Source organism: Azospirillum sp. A26, assembly GCF_042604635.1.
Classification (GTDB): domain Bacteria; phylum Pseudomonadota; class Alphaproteobacteria; order Azospirillales; family Azospirillaceae; genus Azospirillum; species Azospirillum palustre.
In genome coordinates, this window is sequence record NZ_CP170475.1 from 332501 (window position 1) to 358131 (window position 25631).

Annotated in this window: 24 protein-coding genes and 2 rRNA genes (1 of these 26 cut by a window edge); 11 read left to right on the forward strand and 15 right to left on the reverse strand. The window is 68.8% G+C overall.

Going from position 1 to position 25631, the window contains the following annotated elements:
* The 3 genes from ABNQ39_RS30340 to ABNQ39_RS30350 form a co-directional block, all read left to right on the forward strand.
* A 23S ribosomal RNA gene (locus ABNQ39_RS30340) occupies positions 1-2207 on the forward strand (it extends 539 nt beyond the left edge of the window).
* Between the two features lie 146 nt (positions 2208-2353).
* Positions 2354-2469 (forward strand): 5S ribosomal RNA (gene rrf / locus ABNQ39_RS30345).
* Between the two features lie 180 nt (positions 2470-2649).
* Positions 2650-3186, forward strand: coding sequence for a hypothetical protein (locus tag ABNQ39_RS30350; RefSeq protein ID WP_376965229.1), 537 nt, complete (start codon positions 2650-2652; stop codon positions 3184-3186).
* A gap of 23 nt (positions 3187-3209) precedes the next feature.
* On the opposite strand, the gene ABNQ39_RS30355 is transcribed toward ABNQ39_RS30350, so the two are convergent.
* From ABNQ39_RS30355 to ABNQ39_RS30395, 9 genes are all read right to left on the reverse strand, one after another.
* Positions 3210-3728 (reverse strand): flagellar protein FlgN, encoded by a 519-nt coding sequence (locus tag ABNQ39_RS30355; RefSeq protein WP_376965231.1) that lies wholly within the window; start codon positions 3726-3728, stop codon positions 3210-3212.
* Positions 3725-4051 (reverse strand): rod-binding protein, encoded by a 327-nt coding sequence (locus ABNQ39_RS30360; RefSeq protein WP_376965233.1) that lies wholly within the window; start codon positions 4049-4051, stop codon positions 3725-3727. The genes ABNQ39_RS30355 and ABNQ39_RS30360 overlap by 4 nt, the downstream gene beginning before the upstream one ends.
* 29 nt (positions 4052-4080) lie before the next feature.
* Complete coding sequence (locus ABNQ39_RS30365) at positions 4081-5244, reverse strand: flagellar basal body P-ring protein FlgI (RefSeq protein ID WP_376965235.1); 1164 nt, start codon at positions 5242-5244, stop codon at positions 4081-4083.
* Between the two features lie 11 nt (positions 5245-5255).
* The gene (locus ABNQ39_RS30370; RefSeq protein ID WP_376965237.1) at positions 5256-6359 is read right to left on the reverse strand and encodes a flagellin; all 1104 of its coding nucleotides are present in this window, start codon (positions 6357-6359) and stop codon (positions 5256-5258) included.
* A gap of 4 nt (positions 6360-6363) precedes the next feature.
* A complete protein-coding gene (gene flgK, locus ABNQ39_RS30375; protein WP_376965239.1) occupies positions 6364-7773 on the reverse strand; it encodes a flagellar hook-associated protein FlgK in 1410 nt (469 codons plus the stop codon).
* Positions 7774-7798: 25 nt separating this feature from the next.
* On the reverse strand, positions 7799-9043 hold the full coding sequence (locus ABNQ39_RS30380) for a flagellar hook protein FlgE (protein ID WP_376965241.1): 1245 nt from the start codon (positions 9041-9043) through the stop codon (positions 7799-7801).
* A gap of 210 nt (positions 9044-9253) precedes the next feature.
* Positions 9254-10267, reverse strand: a complete 1014-nt coding sequence (locus ABNQ39_RS30385) for a flagellar motor protein MotB (RefSeq protein WP_376965243.1) — start codon at positions 10265-10267, stop codon at positions 9254-9256.
* A gap of 6 nt (positions 10268-10273) precedes the next feature.
* A complete protein-coding gene (motA, locus tag ABNQ39_RS30390) occupies positions 10274-11161 on the reverse strand; it encodes a flagellar motor stator protein MotA (RefSeq protein WP_098735491.1) in 888 nt (295 codons plus the stop codon).
* Positions 11162-11264: 103 nt separating this feature from the next.
* A complete protein-coding gene (locus ABNQ39_RS30395; RefSeq protein ID WP_376965245.1) occupies positions 11265-13751 on the reverse strand; it encodes a hypothetical protein in 2487 nt (828 codons plus the stop codon).
* Between the two features lie 144 nt (positions 13752-13895).
* On the opposite strand from ABNQ39_RS30395, the gene flgF reads away from it, so the two are divergent.
* Genes flgF through ABNQ39_RS30420 form a run of 5 tightly spaced genes read left to right on the forward strand, consistent with a single transcriptional unit; the run spans position 13896 to position 17392 of the window.
* Complete coding sequence (gene flgF / locus ABNQ39_RS30400; protein WP_376965247.1) at positions 13896-14627, forward strand: flagellar basal-body rod protein FlgF; 732 nt, start codon at positions 13896-13898, stop codon at positions 14625-14627.
* Between the two features lie 24 nt (positions 14628-14651).
* Positions 14652-15437, forward strand: coding sequence for a flagellar basal-body rod protein FlgG (gene flgG, locus ABNQ39_RS30405; RefSeq protein ID WP_376965249.1), 786 nt, complete (start codon positions 14652-14654; stop codon positions 15435-15437).
* A 5-nt stretch (positions 15438-15442) separates the two neighbouring features.
* Complete coding sequence (flgA, locus tag ABNQ39_RS30410; protein WP_376965251.1) at positions 15443-16144, forward strand: flagellar basal body P-ring formation chaperone FlgA; 702 nt, start codon at positions 15443-15445, stop codon at positions 16142-16144.
* A 23-nt stretch (positions 16145-16167) separates the two neighbouring features.
* On the forward strand, positions 16168-16899 hold the full coding sequence (flgH, locus tag ABNQ39_RS30415; protein ID WP_376965253.1) for a flagellar basal body L-ring protein FlgH: 732 nt from the start codon (positions 16168-16170) through the stop codon (positions 16897-16899).
* Between the two features lie 28 nt (positions 16900-16927).
* On the forward strand, positions 16928-17392 hold the full coding sequence (locus ABNQ39_RS30420) for a hypothetical protein (RefSeq protein WP_376965255.1): 465 nt from the start codon (positions 16928-16930) through the stop codon (positions 17390-17392).
* 36 nt (positions 17393-17428) lie between these two features.
* On the opposite strand, the gene ABNQ39_RS30425 is transcribed toward ABNQ39_RS30420, so the two are convergent.
* The 6 genes from ABNQ39_RS30425 to ABNQ39_RS30450 are packed head-to-tail and all read right to left on the reverse strand — an operon-like array spanning position 17429 to position 22605.
* Positions 17429-18091: a flagellar hook assembly protein FlgD gene (locus ABNQ39_RS30425; RefSeq protein ID WP_376965257.1), complete on the reverse strand. Its 663-nt coding sequence runs from the start codon at positions 18089-18091 to the stop codon at positions 17429-17431.
* Between the two features lie 20 nt (positions 18092-18111).
* Complete coding sequence (locus ABNQ39_RS30430; RefSeq protein WP_376965259.1) at positions 18112-19491, reverse strand: flagellar hook-length control protein FliK; 1380 nt, start codon at positions 19489-19491, stop codon at positions 18112-18114.
* A 5-nt stretch (positions 19492-19496) separates the two neighbouring features.
* Positions 19497-20240, reverse strand: a complete 744-nt coding sequence (locus ABNQ39_RS30435; RefSeq protein ID WP_376965261.1) for a MotE family protein — start codon at positions 20238-20240, stop codon at positions 19497-19499.
* Entirely contained in the window at positions 20237-20878 is a 642-nt protein-coding gene (locus tag ABNQ39_RS30440) for a DUF6468 domain-containing protein (RefSeq protein WP_376965263.1), read from the reverse strand. The genes ABNQ39_RS30435 and ABNQ39_RS30440 overlap by 4 nt, the downstream gene beginning before the upstream one ends.
* The gene (gene fliM, locus ABNQ39_RS30445; protein ID WP_376965265.1) at positions 20859-22037 is read right to left on the reverse strand and encodes a flagellar motor switch protein FliM; all 1179 of its coding nucleotides are present in this window, start codon (positions 22035-22037) and stop codon (positions 20859-20861) included. The genes ABNQ39_RS30440 and fliM overlap by 20 nt, the downstream gene beginning before the upstream one ends.
* 19 nt (positions 22038-22056) lie before the next feature.
* Positions 22057-22605, reverse strand: coding sequence for a flagellar basal body-associated FliL family protein (locus tag ABNQ39_RS30450; RefSeq protein WP_376965267.1), 549 nt, complete (start codon positions 22603-22605; stop codon positions 22057-22059).
* Positions 22606-22793: 188 nt separating this feature from the next.
* On the opposite strand from ABNQ39_RS30450, the gene fliF reads away from it, so the two are divergent.
* The 3 genes from fliF to fliN are packed head-to-tail and all read left to right on the forward strand — an operon-like array spanning position 22794 to position 25565.
* The gene (fliF, locus tag ABNQ39_RS30455) at positions 22794-24527 is read left to right on the forward strand and encodes a flagellar basal-body MS-ring/collar protein FliF (RefSeq protein ID WP_376965269.1); all 1734 of its coding nucleotides are present in this window, start codon (positions 22794-22796) and stop codon (positions 24525-24527) included.
* Complete coding sequence (locus ABNQ39_RS30460) at positions 24527-25213, forward strand: flagellar assembly protein FliH (RefSeq protein WP_376965271.1); 687 nt, start codon at positions 24527-24529, stop codon at positions 25211-25213. The genes fliF and ABNQ39_RS30460 overlap by 1 nt, the downstream gene beginning before the upstream one ends.
* 13 nt (positions 25214-25226) lie before the next feature.
* Entirely contained in the window at positions 25227-25565 is a 339-nt protein-coding gene (gene fliN, locus ABNQ39_RS30465; RefSeq protein WP_098735505.1) for a flagellar motor switch protein FliN, read from the forward strand.
* Positions 25566-25631: the final 66 nt, after the last annotated feature.

Below are 25631 nucleotides of genomic sequence, written 5' to 3' on the forward strand. Positions count from 1 at the left end.
CGGCGTACCTTTTGTATAATGGGTCAGCGACTTAGAGTATGCAGCGAGCTTAAGCCGGTAGGTGGAGGCGCAGCGAAAGCGAGTCTGAATAGGGCGACCGAGTTGCATGCTTTAGACCCGAAACCTGATGATCTAGCCATGGGCAGGTTGAAGGTGCGGTAACACGCACTGGAGGACCGAACTCACGCCTGTTGAAAAAGTCGGAGATGACCTGTGGCTAGGGGTGAAAGGCCAATCAAATCAGGAAATAGCTGGTTCTCCGCGAAAGCTATTTAGGTAGCGCGTCGGATATCACCTGCGGGGGTAGAGCACTGGATGGGCTAGGGGGGCGCGAGCCTTACCAAACCTAACCAAACTCCGAATACCGCAGAGTGCAGTCCGGCAGACAGACGGTGGGTGCTAAGGTCCATCGTCGAGAGGGAAACAGCCCAGACCGCCAGCTAAGGTCCCCAAATCACGGCTAAGTGGGAAAGGATGTGGGAAGGCCATGACAACCAGGAGGTTGGCTTAGAAGCAGCCATCCTTTAAAGAAAGCGTAATAGCTCACTGGTCTAGTTAAGCCGGCCTGCGCCGAAAATGTATCGGGGCTCAAGCCGTGTACCGAAGCTGCGGATGTGATCTTATGATCACGTGGTAGCGGAGCGTTCCGTAAGCCTGCGAAGGGTGTCCGTGAGGCCGCCTGGAGGTATCGGAAGTGAGAATGCTGACATGAGTAGCGACAAACAGTGTGAGAAACACTGTCGCCGAAAGTCCAAGGGTTCCTGCGCAAGGTTAATCCACGCAGGGTGAGCCGGCCCCTAAGGCGAGGCCGAAAGGCGTAGTCGATGGGAACCACGTTAATATTCGTGGGCCTGGCGGAGGTGACGGATTGGAAAGCGTGTACGATCTTATCGGATTGATCGTGCTGTGGACCGGTTCCAGGAAATAGCCCCGCCTTATAGACCGTACCCCAAACCGACACAGGTGGACTGGTAGAGTATACCCAGGCGCTTGAGAGAATGGTGTTGAAGGAACTCGGCAAATTGCCCTCGTAACTTCGGAAGAAGAGGGCCCCGTTTGTGCGCAAGCGCAGGCGGGGGGCACAGACCAGGGGGTAGCGACTGTTTACTAAAAACACAGGGCTCTGCGAAGCCACACAAGGCGACGTATAGGGTCTGACGCCTGCCCGGTGCCGGAAGGTTAAGAGGAGGAGTGCAAGCTCTGAATTGAAGCCCCGGTAAACGGCGGCCGTAACTATAACGGTCCTAAGGTAGCGAAATTCCTTGTCGGGTAAGTTCCGACCTGCACGAATGGCGTAACGACTTCCCCGCTGTCTCCAACACCAACTCAGCGAAATTGAACTCTCCGTGAAGATGCGGAGTTCCCGCGGTCAGACGGAAAGACCCCGTGCACCTTTACTACAGCTTTGCAGTGGTGCTAGGGACTTCATGTGTAGGATAGGTGGGAGGCTTGGAAACATGGGCGCCAGCTCGTGTGGAGCCAACCTTGAAATACCACCCTTGAAGTCTCTGGCATCTAACCGTGGCCCGTGATCCGGGTCCGGGACCCTGCATGGCGGGTAGTTTGACTGGGGCGGTCGCCTCCCAAAGTGTAACGGAGGCGCGCGATGGTGGGCTCAGAGCGGTCGGAAATCGCTCGACGAGTGCAATGGCATAAGCCCGCCTGACTGCAAGACTGACAAGTCGAGCAGAGACGAAAGTCGGCCATAGTGATCCGGTGGCTCCACGTGGACGGGCCATCGCTCAACGGATAAAAGGTACGCCGGGGATAACAGGCTGATGACTCCCAAGAGTCCATATCGACGGAGTCGTTTGGCACCTCGATGTCGGCTCATCACATCCTGGGGCTGGAGCAGGTCCCAAGGGTTCGGCTGTTCGCCGATTAAAGTGGTACGTGAGCTGGGTTTAGAACGTCGTGAGACAGTTCGGTCCCTATCTGCCGTGGGTGTCGGAGTTTTGCGAGGATTTGTCCCTAGTACGAGAGGACCGGGATGGACATACCTCTGGTGCACCGGTTGTCACGCCAGTGGCATGGCCGGGTAGCTAAGTATGGACGGGATAACCGCTGAAAGCATCTAAGCGGGAAACCCACCTCTAAACCAGAGCTCCCTTGAGAGCCGTGACAGACCATCACGTCGATAGGAGGCATGTGGACCGGCAGCAATGCCTGAAGCTAAGCCTTACTAATCGCTCGATCGGCTTGATCTCGACACCACAAACCGCGCCATGCGCAGCAGCAAGCCTGCTCCAAAGCAGTGCTTGACCAGCGCACAGCCGTTCGATACATCCTCCTCACTTGCACTGAACAAGCATACAGCGCTTTCGGTAACAGCGTCGGTCTTGTGCCTCGGTGACCTGGTGGTCATGGCGAGGTGTCAAACACCCGATCCCATCCCGAACTCGGCCGTGAAAAGCCTCCGCGCCAATGGTACTGCGTCTTAAGACGTGGGAGAGTAGGTCGCCGCCAGGTCGCTCAGGCACAGGAGACGCTTCAATCCAAAAGCGCACATGCTTGCATCTTCACATACCTTAGAAAAACGCCCTGGTTCGAATGAACCGGGGCGTTTTCGTGTCGCTTCACCGGCTATTAATTTGTTTTTGGTGAATTCGGTGGACTGGACCGTCAGATGGCGGTGGCGTGGGGGTGGCGATGGGCGATTCGGACGATCTCTTCGACATGTATCGCAAGGACCACGCCGCGGCGGCGCTGACCGGTCCCGCCCTGGCGGCGGCGCTTGCCGATACGGTGCGGCGTAGCTTCGCCCAGATCGAGGAGCTTTGCGCTGATGTCACGCGGGCGCTCGCCCAGGCGCGTTACACCACGAAGCTGGCGCAGACGGTGACCGACCGGTCGAGCTATGTGCGGCTCGACCGCCAGTCGGAGACCTTCCGTGACTACCTGCGGAACTGGAGCCAGCAGCGGGCCGACAAGGGCGCCGGCGGCATGCATTGGGAAGCGCAAATCCTCGTCACCGACCATCGGCGGACGACGAAGGAGATCGGGCTGGGCGTCGCCTTCGAATGGCCGGGTGCGGGGGAGGAGGGCAGCCTCGCCTTCGTCGAATTCTGGCCGACCGGCACCGGGGTGTCCTTGCCCTCCGATGCCCGCGGCTTCCAGCGCGCGCTGGTCGCCAGCATCATCAAGCTGGAACAGGCCGGCGAGCTGTCCAGCGTGAAGGGCCGCTAAAGTCGATCAGATGCTGACAGGAATCACAGCGTGGCGTTCAGGCCGGAGGCCGACAGTTCCACCGGCCGGCGCGCCTGTCCGTCGCGGGCATAGGTGCCGTCGCTCGACGCCTTCTCCAGCGCGGTCAGCAGGTTGCGGTTGATGGTCAGCACCGCCTTGCGCAGGGCGACGAGGCCGGAGGCGTTGACCGACACCGCCCGCTCCAGCCGGTCGATGCGCTCCAGCGTCATCGTGCGCAGATCGTCGGGCAGGCGGATGCCTTCGTCGCGGGCGCGCAGGACGGCGCCCTCCAGCTGTTCGGCCATCGCCGCCTTGCGGTGGGCGAAGACCTCCAGCCGGTCGAGCATGCCAGCGGCGATGCAGGCGGATTCCTCCTCCAGCACGGCGGACAGCGCTTCCACCGCATCGAGGAAGTTACGCACCAGCAGGGCGGTGGCGCCGTCATAGCCGGGATCGGGAGCGGCCGATCCCTCGGTCTCGGCCTGTTCGGGCCGGCGGTCGGGGGCAAATTCGTGGATCAGGTCCTTGAGGGTGACGCTCATGACCGCTGCTCCGCTTGGGAGGCGTAGAGGCGAGCGATCTCGTCATGCGTCATCCTGCCGATGCCGAGCGTGCCGGATTCGGCAATGGCCTTGCCGTATTCCTGCAACATCATGCTGCGCCACGGCTTTTCCGCCGGGCCGCCGCCGCCGAACAGCGGGCTTTCGCGCATGCCCGCGAACATGCTTTCCATCAGCTGGCCGACCAGCATCGCCTCGAATTCCTTGGCGACCTTGTCGGCCGCTTCCGGGTTGGGGAAGGCCGGCCTCGCGGTTGCCGGCGTGGGCGTCGCAGGGCTGCGGAGGGTCGTTGCGGCGATGTCCATCGTCGTCTCTCCATCCTGGTCTTTTGGGGTCAGATGATTTCCAGGTCGGCGTGCAGGGCACCGGCGGCCTTGATGGCCTGGAGGATGGCGACCATGTCGCGCGGCCCCACCCCCAGCGCGTTCAGCCCGTTGACCAGCTGTTGCAGGCTGACATTGCCGCCGACGGTCACGAACTGGCGGCCATTGCCTTCCTGCACCTGCACGTCGGTGCGCGGCACAACGACGGTGGAGCCGTTGCTGAAGGGCTGCGGCTGCGACACCTGCGGCGTCTCTACCACGCGGACGGTCAGGTTGCCCTGGGTGATGGCGACGCGGCTGACCCGCACATCGTCGCCGATGACGATGGTGCCGCTGCGCTCGTCCACCACCACGCGGGCGATGGCGTCGGGGCGGACCGCCAGCTGTTCGATCTCGCCGATCAGGCGGGAGACGTTGCCGACATAGGATCCGGTGATCCGCACATCGACGGTGGTCAGGTCGACCACACGGGCGTTGCCGGTGCCGAGCCGGCCGTTCACCGCGTCGGCGATGCGGATCGCCGTGGTGAAGTCGGGGTTGCGCAGCGCCATCCGCACCACGCCGACATCGTTCAGCGCGAATTTCAGCTCGCGCTCCACCGTGGCGCCGTTGGCGATGCGGGCGGTGGTCGGCACCCCCTTGGTCACCGTCGCCGCCGCCCCGCCGGCGCTGTAGCCGCTGACCGACAGCGGCCCCTGGGCCACGGCATAGGCCTCGCCGTCGGCGCCCAGCAGCGGCGTCACCACCAGCGTGCCGCCCAGCAGGCTGGTGGCGTCGCCGAGCGCCGAGACCGTCACGTCGACCGTCGTGCCCTGGCGTGGGAAGGGCGGCAGGCTGGCGGTCACCATAACCGCCGCGGCGTTGCGGGTGCGCAGGGTCTCGCCGCGGGTGTTGATGCCCAGCCGCTCCATCATCCCCTTCAGGCTCTGTTCGGTGAAGGGGGTGTTGATCAGCCGGTCGCCGGTGCCGTTCAGCCCGACGACAAGGCCGTAGCCGACCAGCTGGTTGCGGCGGACCCCGTCGAAGGTGACCAGATCCTTCACCCGCGTCTGCGCCGCCGCGGGCACGGCCGACAGCATGCCGAACGCCAGCAGCAGCCCGCCGGCCAGCACCAGGACGCGGCGCAAGGCGGGCCGGAGCCGGTACGATAGGGGGAGCTGGATGCCGGGGCTCATGTCGATGCGGCCTAGAGGTAGTTGGTCAGGTGCAGCTTGGCGATGCGCGCGGTCGCGCTGGAGGTGGCGTCGATCTGCGCCTCCAGCTGGCTGATCCGCGTGCTGGCCTCGTAGGGATCGACGCCTTCCAGATTGTCGATCTGCAGGCTGAGGATCGACTTCTGCGTCTTGTGCTGCTCGGCCAGCGTCGCGACCTGGGCGCGCTGGATGCCGAGCTGGGCCGTCGCCTCCCGCAGTTTGCCGAGGCCGCCGGACAGCTTGTCGACCGCGGTCCTGATGTAGTCGGGATAGGCGTCGACATCCATCTGCGAGGTGTCGACCGCCGCCAGCATGTAGATGCCTTCCAGCATCTGCCGCATCATCGGGTCGTTGGCCTGCACGCCATAGGCGATGGCGGTGGACTCCGCCGGCTGGCCGCTGACGCGCGGCGAGGCGGTGCCGCCGGGCTGCATCGCCGTGGTGCCGGTGTAGAGGCCGCCTTCGAAGCTGTCGGTCAGCGGGGCGGGGGCCGGGGTCGCCGGGTCGCGCACGGCGAACAGATCGTCGAGCCGGGCGACGACCGCCGCGGTCTCCGCCGCCGTCTTCGGCATGGCGGTGCCGCCGGTGGCCGACTGGATGGCGTCCTGGACGATCTGCATCGGCGAGCGCAGGCCCGACTTGTCGCCGTCGACGTTGCGCATCGGCGGCTGGTCCAGCGCGGTGCCGGCGAAGAGATAGCTGTTGCCGGACGAGGCGTTCAGCAGCCCGACCACCTGATCCAGCACGCCGCGCGCGCGGATTTGCAGAGACGTCCCGGTCGGCGACTGCTGCCCCAGCCCGGTCGAGGCGGCGGCCAGCAGGTCGGTGCCCGACGCGAGGATGCTGGTCATCGCGCTGTCCATCGTCTTCATCCGGCCGTCGAGCAGGTCGGTGGTCTTCACATACTCGTCGGTGCGGTCGAACAGGTTGCGCAGGGCGATGTCGCGGCCGGTGCCGGCGCCGATGGTCGCGGCGACGTCGGCATGGACGCCGGTCGACACCTCCTCGTTGGCGCGGGTCAGCTCCATCTGCTGCCGGGTCATGGTGCTTTGCAGCGACCGGCTCATCCCCAGCGTGGACAGGGCATTGTACAGCATCGGCTTACCCCTTGATCTGCAACAGGATGTCGATCATGCGGCCGGCCACCTGCACCACCTGGGCGCTGGCGCCATAGCTCTGCTCGATCAGCAGCAGCTTCTGCATCTCGTCGTCGATGTTGACGCCGTCGCGGTTGATGCGCGCGGTCTCCAGCGTGTCGGCGCTGATCTTGCGCGCGTTCATCTCCGACTCGGCACCGGTGCGGTAGCCCTGCTGGGCCGACACCATGGCGGTGGCGTAGCTGCCGAGCGTCGCGTTGGCGGGCATGTCGGTGGCGGCGAAGCTGCGGGTGCCGGTGAAGACGGCCTGGAAGGTCTCGATCTGCGTCTGGTCGCCCGGCTGGAGCGGGGCCGCCGCCTGCACGCCGCTCTGCACCCGCCAGCTTTCCGTCCGCACCGCGTCGTTGACGGCGATGCGCGAGGCCAGCCCGGCGGTGGCGCCATAGGCGGCGCCGGCATCGGTGAACAGGCCGGGCTGGGTCGGGTCGGCCTCCGCCCCCTGAAAGGCCTGGACGAGGCCGGCGGCCAGCTCGTCCAGCTGCGCCATGGCGCGGGGCATGTCCTGCTTGACGGTCTGGACATAGCCCATGATGCGGCCGCTCTGGATTTCGCTGTCCGGGTTGGCCGACAGGGCGACGCCGTTCGCCATCACCTCGTCCCCCAGCAGGGTCAGCGGCTGCTCGCCCGGGGCCAGCGGGTGGTCAAGCAGGGTCTGGCCGTTGCGGGTCATTACCACCACCTGGCCGTCCTCGCGGCTGTAGGTGCGGATGCCGATCTCCTGCGAGACCTGATCGAGCAGGCGGTCGCGCTGGTCGCGCAGGTCGCCGGCATCGCCGCCGCGCGTCTCCAGCGTCGCGATCTTGCCGTTCAGGTCGCTGATGCGCTGGAGCGAGGTGTTCACCGTATCGACGGAGGTCTGGAGCCGGCCCCTGGCGTCGTCCTGCACCGTCTGCGCCGCCTCGGCGACACGGTTCAGCCCGCCGGCCAGAGCCGTCGCCTGCGACACCACGGCGTTCCGCGCCGCGTCGTCGTTGGGCATGTCGTGCAGGCGGGAGAAGGCCTGCTGCAGCTTCGACAGCTGGGTCGAGACCGACTTCTCGTCCTGTGGCTGCCCCAGCACCAGCGCATAGTCGGCCAGCGCCGACGCGCGCGCCTCCTGCCCGCTGTAGCGGCTGGTCTCGAACCGCGCGTCGCGGATCAGCAACTCGTCCACCTTGCGGGCGACGGCATCCACCCGCACCCCAGCGCCATTGGGGGCGCCCCGGCCCGCGGTGGTGACCGCCGACAGGTCGAGGTCGCGGCGCACATAGCCGGCGGTGGTGGCGTTGGCGAGGTTGTGGGACACCATCGCCGCCTGCTGCTGCGTCGTGCGCAGGCCGGACAGGGCGGACGTGAGGGCGAGTTGGACGCTCATGGCCGGGACTCCGTCGGAACTGGGCTCAGCGCTTCAGGCGCGTGGTTTCTTCGACCATCTCGTCGGCGGTGCGCACCAGGGTGGCGCTGGACGAGTAGGCGCGCTGCGTCTCGATCAGCGACACCAGCTCGGTCGCGATGTCGACGTTCGACTGTTCCAGCGCGCTGCCGACGACGCTGCCGGCACCGCCCTGCTTGCCCGCCCCCAGCGTCAGGGTTCCGGTGTCCGCCCCCAGCGTGTAGGTGTTACCGTCCTGGGCGACCAGACCGTCGGGGTTGGTGACGGTGGCGATCGGGATCTGGTACAGCGCCTGACGGGCGCCGTTGTCGTACATCACCCACAGCTTGCCGCTGTCGTCGATGTTGACCGAGGTGACCTGACCGACCTTGGCGCCGTCGCCGGTGACGGTCGGCACGTAGTCGCCGTTCAGCTGAGTGAGGTTGCCGAGCGACATGGTGAAGCTGTCGGCGGTCGGCGTGGCCGGCGAGGTGACGGTGAGCCCCGGCATCGGGTCGAGCGGCAGGCCGGCGCCGTCCACCGGCTTGCCGGCATAGGGGCCGGTCGCGGCGAAGGTCAGCGTCACCGGCGCGCCGGCGACGGTGTAGCCGGCCGGGCCGGTGGCGGTCAGCGTCCACTGGTTGGGGCCGGCGGCCTTGGTCCAGGTCATCGACAGGTCGAGCGGGTTGCCCAGTCCATCATAGAAGGTCGGGCTGCTGGTGAAGCTGTCGCCGGTGATGGCCTGGGCCGGCAGGTTGCCGGAGAAATCCATCTGCGTCGTTTTGCTGCCGCCATAGACGAGATTGCCGACATTCACCGACTGGAGGTCGTCGAAGCGGGAGCTGCTGACGTTCGGCATGGTGCCGTCCGGGTTCAGCTTCCAGGCTTCCAGATACTGGCCGGCATTGTTGCGCAGGAAGCCGGCCTCGTCGGGCAGGAAGCTGCCGGCGCGGGTCAGCGAATATTGTGGCGTGCCCGAGGCCCTGTTGCCGACGACGAAGAAGCCGTTGCCGCTGATCGCCATGTCGGTGGTCGAGCTGGTCCCGAGGATCGTGCCGTCCTGCTGCATCTGATAATGCGTGGCGGACTGCACGCCGCTTGCCGTGTAGGTGCTGCGGCTGCCGGGCGAGGTGACCAGGGTGGAGAAATCCACAGTCGCCCGCTTGTAGCCGACCGTCTGCGAATTGCTGATGTTGTCCGAAATGGCGGCAAGGCGCGAGCTTTGCGCGGACATCCCGCTGACACCGGACCGCATGGCGCTGTAAAGGCTCATCCTTGGAATCCTCTGGTCAACCGTCGAACGGGCCGTCGCAGTGACGACGAACGGAAGGGAAGGTGTGCGTTCCGGGATTCTCCGCGGATGACTGGCGGGGTTAACGGTAGCGAAGGGGTTTTAAAGGGGCTTTAAAGGAAAAAGCGGATGGTTTTGTTAAAATGCGTAAGGCTTTTTCTTTTGATTGTTTCCCGCCTTGATTGCTCCCGTCTATTGCCTCGCCGGCCGCCGCAGCAACGTGATGCTGATCCGCCGGTTGCTGGGATCCAGCGGATCGCTGGCGCCGAAATGGTCCAGATCGGCACGCCCCTCCACCCGGACGATGCGCCCGCCCGGAATGCCGCTGGCCAGCAGTTCGCGGCGGGCGGCGTTGGCGCGGTCGCTCGACAGTTCCCAGTTGCCGTACTTTGCATCCGGCGCATAGCCCAGCGCATCCGTGTGGCCGGTGATGCCGATGGGGTTCGGCACCGAGCCGAGCGCCGACGCCACCATCCGCATCAGCCGCCGCCCCTGGTCGTTCATCTGGGCCGAGCCGACCTTGAACATCGAGAAGCGGGCCTGATCGGTCAGCTGGACGCGCAGCCCCTCCGGCACCTGCTGGATCACCAGACTGCCTTGCAGGGCGCTGAGGTCCGGCGACGCCGCGATGCGCTGGCGGAGATCCCGTTCCAGCGACTCCAGCGCCACCTTCTCCGTCAATTCGGAGGATTGGCGGTCGAGCAGCGCCTCCAGCTCCGCACGGGTGGCCTGGACAGTGGGAGCGGGCGGTCCGGCTGCGGGCGCGCTTTCCGTCGCGGGGCGAAGCAGGTCCACCGGCGGAACCGTGCCGCCCGGCGGATGGGGCATCGGATCCCTGCGGCCGGCCGGCTGGCGGTCGCTGTCGCCGACCGAGGCGACGACGGGCGGGGAGGCGACCGGGCTCGCCTGATCGCCGGCGGCGTTCGGGGTGGTCAGCGACCCGGTCTTGTCGACCGAACGACCGGCCAGCATGCCGTCGGCGCCGGAATTGCTTTGCGACACCGCGACTGGGTTGAAGTAGTCGGCAATGCCCTTGCGCTGTTCGGTGGTGGTGATGTTCATCAGCCACATCACCAGGAAGAAGGTCATCATCGCCGTCACGAAGTCGGCGTAGGCCAGCTTCCAGGTTCCGTTGTGCTCCTCTTCCTCATGGCCGCCGAGATGGCGCTTGACGATGATCGGGGGGAGGGCGGTCTTGCGCGGCATGGCCGGTCACGCCGGCTGGCGGGCGTCGCGGGCCTTGGCCTGCGACGACAGCGCGGTGGCGACCTCCACCTCGGCAAGGCTGGGCTGGATGTCGGTGTACAGCACCTTGCGGGCATATTCGGCGCAGACCTGCGGCGGGCTGCCGCGCAGGTAGGCGCACAGCGCCGCCTTGATGCAGAAATACATGTTCAGTTCCGATTCGCGGCGCTGGCGGGCGGCGCTGGCGATGGGGCCGACCATGCCGTAGGACAGTAGCACGCCGAGGAAGGTGCCGGTCAGCGCCCCGCCGATCATCCGGCCCAGCACCTCCGGCGCCTCGCTGATGGCGCCCATGGCGTTGATGACGCCCAGCACCGCGGCGACGATGCCCAGCGCCGGCAGCGCGTCGGCAAGGTTCTGCAACGCCTTCGGCACCTGGTTCAGCTCGCGGCCCAGCGTGTCCAGCTCTTCCGCCATCAGCGATTCCAGGTCGTGCGGGTTGTCCTGGCCGAGTGCGATCAGGCGCAGGTAATCGCACAGGAAGGTGATGCAGCGGTCATAGCGCAGGACATTGGGATACTGGGTGAACAACGGGCTGTCGGCGGGCTTGTCGATGTCGGTCTCGATCTGCGACATGCCCTTGGACTTGGCGACGCGCAGCAGCCCGTAGACCAGCGCGATCATGTCGAGATAGTCGTTCTTGGGGGTGGTCCGCCCGCGGGCGATGGTGCCGACAGCGCGCAGCGTGTCGCGCAGCACCGCCGGGCTGTTGGCGATGGCGAAGCCGCCGATGCCGGCGCCGATGATGATGACGATCTCCACCGGCTGCCACAGCACCGCCATCCGCCCGCCCATCGCGTAGAACCCGCCGAGCACGCTGGCAAACACCGCGATCAACCCGAACATCAAGCGCATGTCTTCTTCTCCGGATGTGCAAGAGCCATCGCGATTGGGGGCAACGGTCCGCCGACGCTACAGCCCGCCGTTTAAAGTGGCTTTACGGATCGGGGCCCAAAGGTCAGGGGGACTTCCGCCACCCGCGCGCCAGCCGGTCGAGCGCGGTCGCCGCGGCAAGGTCGCGCTCCACCGACTCCGCGCGCAGCGGCCCGTCGGCGGGCGGCGGGGCGAGCGCATCGAGCAGCCCGGCCCAGCGGGTGCCGGCCAGACGCGCGCGCTGGGCCGGGCCAAAGCCGCGCAGGCCCTCGGCGTCGCCGGCCAGATAGGCCGACAACCCCTGCAAGGCCAGATCGTCGGCCGTCGGTTCCGCCCCGGTGGCGGCCAGTTCGGCGAAGGCGGTCCGCGCCGCCCGCCATTCGCCGGCCGCGAACAGCCCCTCCGCCCGCAGCCGCGCCGCCTCCGCCCCGCCCAGGCCGCGCAGCGCGTCGAGCGCCCGCACGGTGTCGCCGTCGCCCAGCAGCGCGTCGGCGCGCAGCAGGGCGCGGCGTTCGGCCAGGACCGGCTCCAACGCCGACCCGCCGGTGCGGGCCAGAACATCCAGCGCCTCCCCCTCGCGCCCACCGTCGATCAGGGCGCGGGCCAGGGTGGCGCCAAGCTCCGCCCGGCGCGGGCCGGTGGCACCTTCCGTCAGCGCATGCAGGATGCGGGTGGCCTCCAGCCCATAGCCGTCGCGCAGCAGCAAGGTGGCGAGGCGCAGGCGCAACCCGCCATCCGAGCCGTCGACCAGCGTCACCAGCCGTCCATGGCGTGCCTGCAAGGCCAGTGCATAGAGCCCGCCGGGCGGGGATTGCTCCAGCCGGTCGAGCACGGCGGCCAGCAAAGTGCGCCCGGCCGCCAGCGCGTCGCGCCCGCGCGTGGAGGCGCCGAAACGCCGCCCCAACAGGCCGAAGATGTCGAGCGCCGCTTCGGTCCTGCCGCTGCGGGCATAGGCACCGCCGAGCGCCGCCAGAGCATCCGTTTCGATGTCGTCGCCGCGCCAGGCGAAGCGCAAGGCTTCCAGCGCCTTGATGGCGCCATCCTCGTCCAACCGCCCCAGGCTGCGGCGCAGTTCGATGGCGCGCACCTCGGCCCGGCGGGCGAAGGGGCCGCGACGCAGGCCCGCTGCGGCGTCATACCGTTCGAGAGCCGCGTCGGGCGTCGCCTTCAACTCTGCCAAGCGGCCGCGGAAATAATCCAGCCGGCCGTCGGCCATGCCCTTCGAATCGACGGTGATCATCTCCAGCACGATCAGGTTCAGCGCCGCGCTGTCTCCCGCCTCGTCCGCGGCGGTGGCGAGCGTGGTCAGCAGCCGGCTGCGCAGGTCGGCCGGATAGTCGAGCAGCCGGCGGAGCGCGATGGGCAGCCCCTCCTTCGCCGCCGCCCAGCGGGTCGGCGCCAGCGCGACGCTGCGCCAGACATGGTGGTCGGGCATGGCGCCGGCCGGCAGCTGGACGAACAGGTTGTCGTCGGGCCCGTCCTCGCGGTCGAGCGCGCGGAAGGCGTCGCCCAGGATGCGCAAGGCATAGCGCTGGTCGGGTGCCGGTGACAGGCTGGCCGCCGTCTCCAGCGCCGCGCGCCCCTCCTCGTCCATGGCGCGGGCGAGCAGGAAGCGGACCACGGCGATCTGCGCCTCGACCCGTGCGCGGGCCTGCGCCGTGTCGAGCGCGGCTTGCAGCGCTTCGCGCGTGCGGTTGAAATCGTCCCCGGCCCAGCCGGCGAGATCCATCGCCCCGATGGGCGGCGGGGCCGGCGGCTTGGGCGGCTCGGCGGTTTGCGGGACGGGTTTTGCCGGGCGTTCCGGCATGCGCTCCAACTGGCGCAGGGTCTGCTGGATGTTGTCGCGGACTTCGCCTTCCAGGCTGGCAACGACGGGGAGGGGCGGGTTCTCCCTCTCCCCCTTCGTCTCCCTCTCCCCCCCGGGGAGAGGGTCGGGGTGAGGGGGATGCACTTCGTGCCTTTCCCGAGAATCCTCGCCGCGCTCCCCCCTCACCCTAACCCTCTCCCCGGGGGGGAGAGGGGATTGCTCCGGGGGTGCGAGAGTGACAGGCGCAGCATTCGCCGTGCCGATAGGGTTCAGCGCTTCAACGACCTCGGCGACACCAATAGCGCCAACCTCCGGCGGCGTAATCGCGACCACCGCATCCGGCGTCCCCTCCACCGCCCCATCTCCCGGCGTCTCCGGTTTCACCCCCGGAACCGGAGGCCCGCCGACATCGACGATCAGGGTACGCCGCTCCATGAAGCTCGCCACCCGCGCCCCGCAGGGCACCGTCGCGGTCAGGCTGCGCCCTCCATCCGCCGTGACGAAGTCCGACAGCCGGCGGGAGAAGCTGTCGCGCAGGCTCGCCAGCGGCCAGCGCAGGGGATCGGGCACGCCGATGCGCAGGACGCAGCCGTCGACCACCGCCACCGGCTCCACGCCCTTCGGCACCGACAGCACCAGCCGCGAATAGTCGCCATGGTCGCCCAGCTGCGCCCGGACGGCGGCCTGTGCCGGCCCCGGCGCCGCCAGCAGGGCGAGAACCAGCGTCGAACCAAGCGTCAATGCGGTATCCGGGCGCCGTTTCATCACAGTCGTCTCGCATTTTATCGAAATAATCGCCAAACCCGAACCAGGACAGGCAAGGCATCGGCCGAACCGGCTCAGGTTGAAACCCGGCTTTAAACTGCCTCGTCCAGATTAAGGCGGAGTTCAAAACCGGAGTGTTCGGCGATGGAGAACCAGCTTTACATCGGACTGTCGCGCCAGATGGCGCTGCGGCGGCAGCTGGACGTCGTCGCCAACAACGTCGCCAACATGAATACCGTCGGTTTCCGTGGCGAACGCACCCTGTTCGAAGCGGCGATGGAGGCCGGCGGGCGCAAGCCGACCGACCGCATCGCCTTCACCATCGACCGTTCCACCTACACCGACCTGCGGGCCGGCGCCTTCACCGAGACCGACAACCCCTATGACGTGGCGCTCGACGGCGACGGTTTTCTGTCGGTGCAGACGCCGGACGGCGTGCGCTACACCCGCGACGGCCGGCTGCGCCGCGATGCCGACGGCACGCTGGTCGGCCCCAACGGATATGCCGTGCTCGACGACGGCCGCCGGCCCATCGTGATCCCGTCCGATGCGTCCAGGATCACCATCGGCTCCGACGGGCTGCTGTCGGCCGACGGCGCCGTGGTCTCCCGCATCGCCGTCTCGCGCTTCGACAACCCGCAGGCGCTGAAACAGACCGGCGACCTGCTGTTCGAACCGGCCGACGGCATGGAGGCGCGCCCCGCCCCCGACACCCGGCTGGTGGAGGGCAAGGTCGAGCGGTCCAATGTGCAGGGCATCGTCGAGATCGGCCGCATGATGGACCTGACCCGCGACTATCAGGCGGTGACCAAGATGGTGGATGACGGGCAGGACCTGCTGCGCTCCGCCATCAACCGCCTCGGCAAATCCTCTTAAAATCCCCACAGGGAGAGTCCGTCCATGCGCGTGCTCAGCATCGCGTCCACCGGGATGATGGCCCAGCAGATGAACGTCGAGGTCATCTCGAACAACATCGCCAACATCAACACCACCGCCTTCAAGCGCTCGCGCGCCGAATTCCAGGATCTTATGTACCAGGCGGAAAAGCGCCAGGGCAGCCAGTCCACGGACAGCGGCACCATCGTGCCGACCGGCGTCGAGGTGGGGCTGGGCGTGCGGCCGACCTCGGTCAACCGCATCAACACCACCGGCAACCTGACCTCCACCGGCAACGAACTGGATCTGGCGATCGAGGGGCGCGGCTATTTCAACGTGACGCAGCCTGGCGGCGAGACCGTCTACACCCGCGCCGGCAGCTTCAAGTTGTCGCCGGAGGGCAGCATCGTCACCGCCGACGGCTTTGCCGTCGCCCCCGGCATCACCGTGCCGCAGGGCACGCGCGAGGTGGTGATCAACCGCTCCGGCGAGGTGCTGGCCTATGTCGACGGCAAGGCCCAGCCGGTCAACCAGGGCCAGTTGGCGATGACGGTGTTCGTCAACGACAGCGGGCTGGAGGCGCTGGGCGACAATCTGTTCCGCGCCACCCCCGCCTCGGGCGAACCGCAGGAGGGGCTGGCGGGCCAAGCCGGTTTCGGCACCATCCGCCAGAAATACCTGGAATCCTCCAACGTCAACGTCGTGCAGGAGATCACCGAGCTGATCTCCGCCCAGCGCGCCTATGAGATGAACGCCAAGGTGATCGAGGCCGGCGACCAGATGGCCTCCACCATGACCAACATGCGGTGACGATTGTGCAGCACCCCCTCCGCCGGCGGCTCTCCGTTCTCCTGCTCGGGACCATGCTGGCGCTTCCCCTTCCGGCTGCTGCCGGTCCTGTCGAGACGCGGCTGGCGGAGGAGCTTATGGCCTCCCTCGGCCCCTCGGTGCCGCCGGACGCGCAGGTGGCGCTGACACTCGGCCGCCCCTTCGACGGGCCGGTGGATGCCGTGCGCGACATCGCCCTCGACCCCCGCACCGGCATCTTCCAGGCCCGCATCCTCAGCAACGGCCACGCGGTCGAGCTGAGCGGCCGGGCCGACGTGGAGGTGACGATGCCGGTGCCGGTCCGCCGCATCCGGCCGGGCGAGGTGATCGAGGCGTCGGACCTAACCACCGTCCGCCTGTCGCTGGACCGTGCCGGGGCCGGCTTCATCGCCACCGCCGACGCGCTGGTCGGCCAGTCGCCGCGCCGGCAGCTCTCCGCCGGGCGGCTGGTCCAGGTCGGCTCGGTCGGCGCCCCCATCGTCGTCCAACGCAACCGGCCGGTGACGCTGGTCTACGAGGACGGCGCGCTGCTGCTGGCCGCCCGCGGGCGGGCGTTGCAGGAGGGCGGCGTCGGCGACAGCGTCCGCGTCATGAACATCGCCAGCAGCACCGTCGTCACCGGCACCGTCACCGGGGCCGAGACCGTCTCGGTCAGCGGCCCGCGGATTCCGCAAGCCGCAAAGCCCTGAATCCTCTCAAGGGAGCTTCCGTCATGCGCACCGCGTTCGTCCCCATCCTGCTGCTGTCGCTTGGCGCCGGCGGCTGTGCGCGGCTGGCCGACATCGGCAGCGCTCCTTCCCTGTCGGAGATCTCCAACCCGGCGATGCAGCCGGAAGCCCGCGTCATCTCGCTGCCGATGCCGCAGCCGTCGATGGCCGAGCAGATTCCAAGCTCGCTGTGGCGCACCGGGTCGCGCGATTTCTTCCGCGATCCCCGCGCCAAGGCGGTGGGCGACCTTCTGACCGTCGTCATCGACATCTCCGACCAGGCGCAGCTGCGCAACAGCACCCAGCGCGGGCGCACCAACAACGAGAAGGCCGGCCTGCCCAACTTCTTCGGGCTGGAAAGCCGCCTTCCCGCCATCCTGCCCGATGCGGTCGATCCGTCCAGCCTGGTCGATCTTGACAGTTCCAGCACCTCGAGCGGCAACGGCACCATCCAGCGCAACGAGCGCATCGCCATGCGCGTCGCCGCCGTGGTGACCCAGGTGCTGCCCAACGGCAACTTCGTCATCGCCGGCCGGCAGGAGGTGCGGGTGAACTATGAACTGCGCGAGATGCGCATCGCCGGCGTCATCCGCCCCGAGGACATCAGCAACGCCAACACCATCGAATACGACAAGATCGCCGAGGCGCGCATCACCTATGGCGGCCGCGGCCAGATCACCGACGTGCAGCAGCCGCGCTACGGCCAGCAGGTGCTGGACGTGATTCTGCCTTTCTGATGATCCGGCCTGTTCGGGAGCCCGTGCCATGAAAGCCGTCCTGCTGTTCGCCGTGGCCGCGGCGCTCGCCTTCGCCGGCGGCTACGGCTTCGGCCGGTTCGAGGCCCCGCAGGGCGCCGGCCCCACCCCCGCCGCTCCCGCCGAAACCGTCGCCGGCGGCCCCTACTACGTGGAGGCCGGCCAGCTGGTCGTGCCGATGCTGGAGCGCGGGCGGACCGTCGCCTTCATCCTGACCCAGGTGACGCTGGAAGCCGGCAGCGCCGACGATGCGCTGCTGGTCCGCCGCCGCCTGCCGCATGCCCGCAGCGCGATGCTGGAGGCCCTGTTCGACCTTGCCGGTCATGGCCGCTTCAACGGCCCGGCGGTCGACCCGCAGGGCGTCGCCACCGCGCTGCTGGCCGGCGCCAACGGCTCCTTCGTCCGGGAAAGCGGCCAGCCCATTCGTGCGGTGCTGATCGACCGCCTGCTGCGCCAGGACAACACGCGGCTGTGAGGGCGTCCTCTCCCGTCGGGGAGAGGACGCATGCCGTCACGACGCCGACAGCACCGCGCTCGAATCCACCGTGGCGCCGCTCTTCAGCACGAACTTGCTGGCGCCGTCGACGTTGCGCACCTCGGCGACCGTGTCGCTGACGACGGTGGCGCTGGTCAGCGCCTTGCCGTCCTTGTCCTTCGCCGTCACCCGCAGCGTATAGACCCCGTCGGGCGCGGTGCCGCCGCTGGCGGTCCTGCCGGTCCAGTCGAAGACCTGCCGGCCGGCCTTCGGCGCGCCGGGCGTGCTGTAGACGACGCTGCCGGCGCTGTTCAGCACCTCCAGCTTCACGGAAGCCGGCGTGCCGTCGACGGTGTAGGCGGCCTCCGCCTTGCCGCCGGTCAGCGACAGCTGGTCGGACGCCACCTCCACCTTGCGGCCGAGCAGGGCCATGTCCATGCGCATGCCGCTGCTCTTCAGCGTGTCCAGCACCTTGCCCAGCGTGTCGTTGGAGCGCATCGACTGCTCCACCGTCGACAGCTGCGCCAGCTGGGTCATGAACTGGGTGGCGTCCATCGGCGCCAGCGGGTCCTGGTTGCGCAGCTGCGCGGTCAGCAGCTTCAGGAAGGATTCGTAATCGACGGTGGCCTTCTTGGGCTCTTCCGTGGCGGCCGTCTTGGTGGCGGCCGTCGTCGGGGCGGTGCTTGGCGTGGTGGTCATGGCGGGACGGTCTTTCCTGTTCAGACGGTGACGTCGACCAGCCCGTCGATCGGGCGCAGCGGTCGGTCGGCAACGGGTTCGGGAACAGCCTCGGCCTGCACGCGCCAGCCGCCGGAGCTGCCGCCGCGGTCGGGAGCGGCGAAGCCGCGCGACTGGCCGTCGCCCTGCAACGAGAACTGAAGGCTGGAGCTGTCGAGCGACAGGCCGGCATCGCCGAGCGCGCGTTCCAGCTGCGTCAGGTCGCGCCGCAGCAGGGCCAGCGTGTCGGCCTGTTCGGCCTGGACGGTCAGCGAAACCTTGCAGTCGCTGACGTCGGCGACGACGCGGATGCGGCCAAGCTCCGCCGGGGCGAGGTCGATGTGGAACTCGCCGCCACCGGACTCCGCCACGCGAACCAGCGGGGCGGCCAGCTGCGCCATCGCCGGGCTGTGCGCGGTGGCGGCTCGGCCGGACGCGGCGGCGGCGGCATAATGCGTCGCCGCCTGGGCTGGCAGGGGCGGCACCGTCTCGAACCCCGTTGCCGCCGCCTCGCCGCCGCCGGTCGCCGGGGGTGTGGCGAAGGGTGGGGCGGCGTCCCGGCCGGCGGGGGCCGGAGCGGCATCGGGTGCCGGCTGGCCGTGTCGGGGGGACGCGGAGGCTGTGGCCGGCTGGACGGCATTGCCGGCAGCATTATTCTGACGACCGCCGCGCACGCCACGCACGGCGGTGCGGGGATCGGTGCTTTCGTCGCGCCGGCTCTCTCGTCCGTCCGGGGAGGGCGTTGCCTCTGCGGTCGCGGCCGGCAGGGTGGCCTGTCCGGCCTGGAGCGGCGCCGGAGCCTCCGCCGTCTGCCCGGCGCTGCCTTGTGCCGCCGTGTCGGCCGGCGCCGTCGGCTCCGTTCCGCTCTTCCCGCCCGGCCCAGCCGGTGCGGACGGTTCCGGCCTCGGCTGCGGAATGGCTGCCGGCGGGGTCGTCGATGCGGGCGCCGCGGCCTGCCCGGCAGGGGGCTTGCCGATGCCGGCGTCTTGTCCAGCCTTGGGCGCGGCGGAGCCCGATCCTGCTTCGGGGACTGCCGCAGCCGGAACCGATGGGACGGCGCCGACCCCGTCCGGCGGCGGCGTCGCGGCCACCATCCACGGCATCAGCGGCGCGTCGGTGCCGCCAGTTTGGACGACCGCCTGCACCACCGCCTGGACGATTGCGCCCTGCGCGGCGACGGGATCGTCCGGCCGCGGGTCCTTGCGTTTGCGCAAGCGGTCGGGGCGGGCCGCGTCGTCAGGCTCCTCGTCGGCGGCCTCGTCCACCAGACTGGCGAAATCCTCGTCGCGGGCGTCATCGCCGGCCGAACCGCCGCGCTGGGCAGGGGCAGACGTCGGAGCAGGGCGGGGCGGTGCCGCGACGGCATCGGGCATGCTGGTCATGGCGCTCAATTGGTCAGGGTGGGGCGCGGCATGGCGGTGACGGGGACTGCTGCCCCGACGACCGCCGGAGCGGCCTTGCGGTCGCCGGGCAGGGCGCGGCGTTGCAGGATCAGCCGCGTCACCTCGCGCGCCTTGGCGTCGGCCATCTCAGCCAGGATCGGCGCGGCGCGCCGTTCGGAAATGCGGTCCAGCACATCGACGACCATATCCGTTTCCATGTCCGTCAGGATGCGGGCGGCGTCGCGTGGCTTCATCGCCTCGTAGATCGCCACCATCCGCTTCAGATCCTCCTGCGCCAGGGTGGAGCGCTGGCTCATCAGCGCCTCGACCTCGCGCTTCACCCCGTTCAGCCGCTGGATCTGCGTGCCGACCCGCGCCTCGGTCGCGGCGAGTACCGCCTCGGCCTCGCGCAGGCGGTTCTGCCGGCCGGACGTATCGGCCTTCTGCTCGTCGATGGCGGCGCGCAGCAGCGGATCGGTGCAGTTGGGCGGCGCCAGCGCCACCGGCGGCGGGACCTCGGCCACGGGGGTGGAGACCGGCAGGGGAGCCGGCGCCGGGGCGGGCGCCGCCTCCGCCGTGGCCTTGCCGTCGTTCGCCTTCAGGTCGGTTGCCCAGGGCCGTTCATGGGCGCCGAACTCGCGGTCGAACTGCTGGGCGATGACCGGGAAGCCGTCGACCAGGGCGCCGAGCTTCAGCGGCAGCACCATCAGCACGGCGACCAGGGTGATGGGGAGAATCCGCGGGATCATGCCGACGCCTCCGACCCGACGGTGCGCAGCCGCGCATAGAAGGCGCTGGCCGCCGCTTTCGCCGGGCCGCCGGACCCGGAAGCCGGGGCCGGGGCTGGGGCCGGTGCTTCGACAGGCTGGCCGGTCACCGCGCGCAACGCCGTTTCCAACGCCTGGAACTCGCCCTTGTCCACCTCCGCCGCCTTCAGCGCCGACAGCAGCGGCGAGGCCGGTGAAGCCTCGGCGTCCTTGGCCACGCTTCCGGCGACCTCTGCCGCTTCCGGCTGCGCCCGGTTCCGTGTGGCGCGCATCGCACCCTCGTCCAGGCGGCGCAGCAGGGCGCGGGCATGCTGGACCGACTCCTCCATGCGGGCGGTGGTGCGCTCGCAGGAGCCCAGGATCAGCCCCATGTCCTCCTTCATGCCCCGGGCGCGGTCGAGATCGTCGGACAGCCGGGCGGCGATCTCCGTCGCCGAGGCCACCATGCGTTTCATCGAGGCGTCGGTGTTGTCGATCGACTTGGAGAAGGTCGACACCAGGGCGTTGATCTCGGACTGGCCGGTGCGCAGCAGCTTCAGCCGCTTGTTGACGATGACCAGATAGGCGGTCGCCGTGACCAGCATCACCGCCAGGGCCGCGTCAATGAGAAAGGAGACCATCGATCAGCTCCTGCTTGGTGTCGAGATCGGTGTCGATCTTCACCGCGATGTTGTCGTTGCGCTGTCCCATGTGGCCGGCGAACAGCGGGATGGTCTTGCTGAAGACCAGGACGGTCTGATCCGGGCTGATGCGCAGCTTCAGCGACTGGCCCTTCTGCCAGGCCAGGACCTCGCCCAGCGGGACCTTGGTCTCCGCCAGCACGGCGACCAGTTCCAGCTTGGAGCGCATCAGCTCGTTCTTCAGGTGGCTTTCCCACACCGAGTCATGGCCGAACTTCTCGCCCATGAACATCTGCACCAGCTTGCCGCGGACCGGCTCCAGCGTGGCGTAGGGGATGACGATGTCGATGTGGCCGGTGCGGCGCTCCACCTCCACGGCGATGCGCACGCGGATGATGGCGTTGCTGGCCCGCGTGATGGTGGCGAACTGCGGGTTCACCTCCAGCCGGTCGAAGACGAAATCGACCTGAGCCAGCGGGTCGAAGGACTGCCCCAGATCCTGGAGCACCACCTTCATCATCCGCTCGGTCATCTTGCGTTCGATGGAGGTGTAGGCGCGCCCGTCGATCCGTCCCGGCCTGGACCGCCGCCCGCCCAGCAGCACGTCCATCATGCAATAAATCAGCGCGCTGTCGATGGTCACCAGCATCTGGTTGTCCCACGGCTCGGCGCGGGCGACGCCGATCAGGGCGGGCAGCTCGATGGCGTCCTGGAAGTCGGTGTAGCGCAGCCATTCGATCTTCGACAGCGACGCCTCGACGTTGGTCGAGGCGAACTGGCGCAGCGAGGTGTTCAGCATCCGCACCATGCGGTCGAACACCACGTCCAGCATCGGCAGCCGGTCCTTGTTGACCGTGGTCGAGCTGACCAGCCGCTGGATGGCGCTCATCTCCGGCCCGCCGCCTTCCGGGGCGCCGAAATTCAGCAGCCGGTCGATCTCCTCCTGGCTCAGCGTCTTGGTCTCGCCGGCCAGCGCCTCCCGCAGCGCCTCCGCCATCGCCGCGGCTTCCTCGGCCGGGGGCGGGGCGGGGGTGGCGGTCTGCTGGGCCGCGGCCAGTTCCCACGCGGCGTCGGACCAGTCCGCATCCTCCTCCGTGGCCGGAACGGGCTGGGGGGCTGGCATGGATGTGGAAGGCGGGTTGGGGGTGTCGGTCGTCATCCGGTGCCTCTGGAGGTCGCTATTGCGTGAGCAGGCTGCGCAGCAGAACGTCGGTGACGACGTCGCGCCGGCCGGCGGGATCGGACAGGATCAGGTTGAAGCGGCGCTTGATCTCGCTGCGCAGGCGATGCAGCCCGGCCGACCCTTCGAGGTCGTCCTGGTCCAGGTTGCGCAGAAACTCCTGCAGGCTGTCGGTCAGCTGCGGCATCGCCTGTTCCAGCGCCTGCCGGTCAAGGGGAGCGACGGTCAGGGACAGGCCGATCTTCAGGAAGCGGGACGGCGTGTCGCGGCGCAGATTGACCACCAGTTCCGGCATGTCGACCACGGCATCGGCCGGCGCCGTCTCCGCCGACCGGGTCCACAGCCGCTCGACCGCCTGCGGTCCCGCAGCCAGCCAGTAGCCGCCGAGCCCGGCCGCCGCCACCGCGCCCAGCGCCGCAATGCCGGCGAGCAGCCGGGCGACCGGCAAGGCCACCACCAGGATCCGTTCCGATCCGCGCAGCCGGTCGAGCACCTCGTCCCGTGCCGCTCCCGCCCCTGTCTTCGCCATGCCGAACCGTGTAATCATCGCTCCATCCCGCCGGACATTGCCGAAAATTTTAATCAACCGAGCATTCTTTAAAGTTTTAGCGGCTTTGTCTTTGGCGACATCCGCGTTTTTTACTCCGCTTAAAAGTCGCGCCGTTAGCGTGACGGGGTGCGCAGGGCGAAGACTAGGCCCGCCGATTTTCAGAAACTTTAAAGGTGCGGGGAACCGTGGACAGTCTGATCGACACGTTGCGGTCGTTGGGGCGCGGTCGGCTGCTCGTGCTGGCGGGGACCGGCCTCGGCATCGTCCTGGCCGTCGCCGGCATGGCGGTTCTGCTGTCGCAGCCGCACATGACCGCGCTTTACAGCGGGCTGGAACCGGCGGAGGCCGGCCGCATCGCCAAGGCGGTCCAGGACATGGGCGTGCCGGTGAATGCCGGCTTCGACGGCACGACGATCAGCGTGCCGCAGGCCGACGTCTCCCGCGTCCGCATGGCCCTGGCGGAGAAGGGCCTGCCCGCGCATGGCGGCGTCGGCTATGAGCTGTTCGACACCGACAAGCCGCTCGGCATCACCAGCTTCATGCAGCGCATCAACCGCCTGCGCGCCATGGAGGGCGAACTCGGCCGCACCATCGAGACGCTGTCCGGCGTCGAGGCGGCGCGTGTCCACATCGTTCTGCCGGAGCGCGAGGAGTTCTCGCGCAGCGCGCCGAAGCCGACCGCGTCGGTGGTGGTGCGCATGCGCGGCCGGGGGTCGATGGACCGCAAACAGGCCCTGTCGATCCGACATCTCGTCTCCGCCGCCGTGCCGAACCTGAAGCCCAGCGCCGTGACGGTGATGGATTCCTCCGGCGAGCTGCTGCTGACCGAGGATGACGGGCCGGGGCTGGCGTCGGCGCGCACCGACGGGCTGCGGGTCGCGGCGGAAACCCGCGTCGCCCGCGCGGTGGAGCAGATGCTGACCGCCCGGCTCGGCGCCGGCAACGTCCGCGTCCAGGTCGCCGCCGAGGTGGAGACCAAGCGCGAGGTGGTGCGCAGCCAGACCTTCGACCCCAACAGCCAGGTGATCCGCTCCACCCAGTCCGTGCAGGAGCAGGAGCGCAGCCAGGACAGCAACGGCGAGCCGCCGGTCACCGCCGAACAGAACCTGCCGCAGCGCGACGTGCGCGCCCAGTCGCAGGGGCCGCAATCCTCCAACGACACCAAGCGGCAGGAGGAGACGGTCAATTACGAGATCTCCAACGTCAGCCGCGAAACGGTGATCGAGCCGGGCGACGTCCGCCGCCTCAGCGTCGCCGTGCTGGTCAACGGCACCTGGAAGACCGCCCCCGACGGCACCCGCCAGTACGAGCCGCGCGCGGCGGAGGAGCTTCAGCGCCTGGGCGAGCTGGTCCGCTCCGCCATGGGCTTCAGCGAGGCGCGCGGCGACCGGGTGACGGTGGACAATCTGGAATTCGTCGATCTGGCCCCCGACCTCGCGCCGCGACCCCTGGGCGACGAGATCGCCGAGACGCTGACCCGCAACGTCATGACGCTGATCCAGTGGGTGATCCTGCTGGTGCTCTCCGCCCTGGTGATCCTGGTCGGCCTGCGTCCGCTGATCCGCCGCGTCTTCCCGGCGCCGGAACCGGTGGTGGCGGAGGCCCCGGCCCCGGCCCTGGCGGCTCCGGCCGGCGGCGCCATGCCGCAGCTGACCGGCCCCGCAGCCACCGCCGCCGCCGGTGCGGCGCTGGGCGACGGCGGGGAGGCCGATGCGGCCGGCCTTGCAGGTGGATTGGCCGCCGCGCCGATGACGCCGCAGCTCGGCATCGAGGAGACGATGGACCAGCTGATCGAGCTGCGCACGGTGGAGGGCCGGGTCCGCGCCTCCTCCATCCGCCGGCTGGGCGAGCTGGTTGACCAGTACCCGGACGAGGCCATCGATATCCTGCGCTCCTGGCTCTATGAGGAGGTGGCGTGATGGCCGCCTATCCGCGCTACCGCTTCGACCACAGCTTCGGCGCGCCCGCCGCCGTGGCGGAACCGGACGAGGCGCAGGCCGTCGATCCGCTCGACCTGCCGAGCCTGTCCGAGCGCGACCATCGCGCAGCGCTGGACGAAACCCGCCGGATCGCGCTCGCTGAGGGCCTCGCCCAGGGCCGGCGCGACGGCGAGCTGTCCGCCGCCCGCCGGATCGAGGCGGAGCTGTCGGCCACCCTCGACCAATTGGCACAGCGGATGGCGGCGCTCGACGCCGACCACGCCGCGGTGATGGAGCGGCTGGAGGCCCAAGGTGCCTTCGTTCTGCTGGCGCTGGTCCGCCGCATGGCGCCGCGCCTGCTCGATGAGGTCGCCCGCGCCGAGGTGGAGCGTCTGGCCGTCGATGCCCTGCGCGCCGCCGGGCAGGCCCCGGTTCTGACCCTGCGCCTGCACCCGTCGCTCTGCCGCCCGCTGGAAGAGCGGCTGGCCGGGCAGGCCGTCTTCCAGGGGCGCCTCGACATCCAGGGCGACCCGGCGCTGGCCGTCGGCGCCCTGGAGGCCAACTGGGGCGCCGGCTCCGCCAGCCGCGATCCAGCCGCTTTCGAGGCCGCCGTCGCCGCCCTCACCGACCGCGCCGTCGCCGCCCTGGCGCCGGCCCTGTCCTCCGACATGCCCCAACCGATGTGAAGCGAGACCCCTCATGCCTCCCTTGAACCTCGACATCCTCGACGACGATCCCAAGCAGGCGGAGAAGGCCCCCGAAAAGGCCGGCGACAAGGCGTACGACGGGCCGATGAACGCCATCTACAACGTGCCGGTGGACGTGCAGGTCGTGCTGGGCCGCACCAGCATGCTGGTGGCGCAACTGCTGAAGCTCGGCCGCGGCGCCGTGCTGGAGCTTGAGCGCAAGGTGGACGAACCGGTCGAGGTGCTGGTCAACCACCGTCTGGTCGCGCGCGGCGAGGTGGTGATCGTCGAGGACCAGCGGCTCGGCGTGACGCTGACCGAGATCGTGCGGACGGAACTGGAGATCGACTGAGCAGAATCCCCTCTCCCCCCGGGGAGAGGGTTAGGGTGAGGGGGACGCATAACGTGGCTCAGTCGG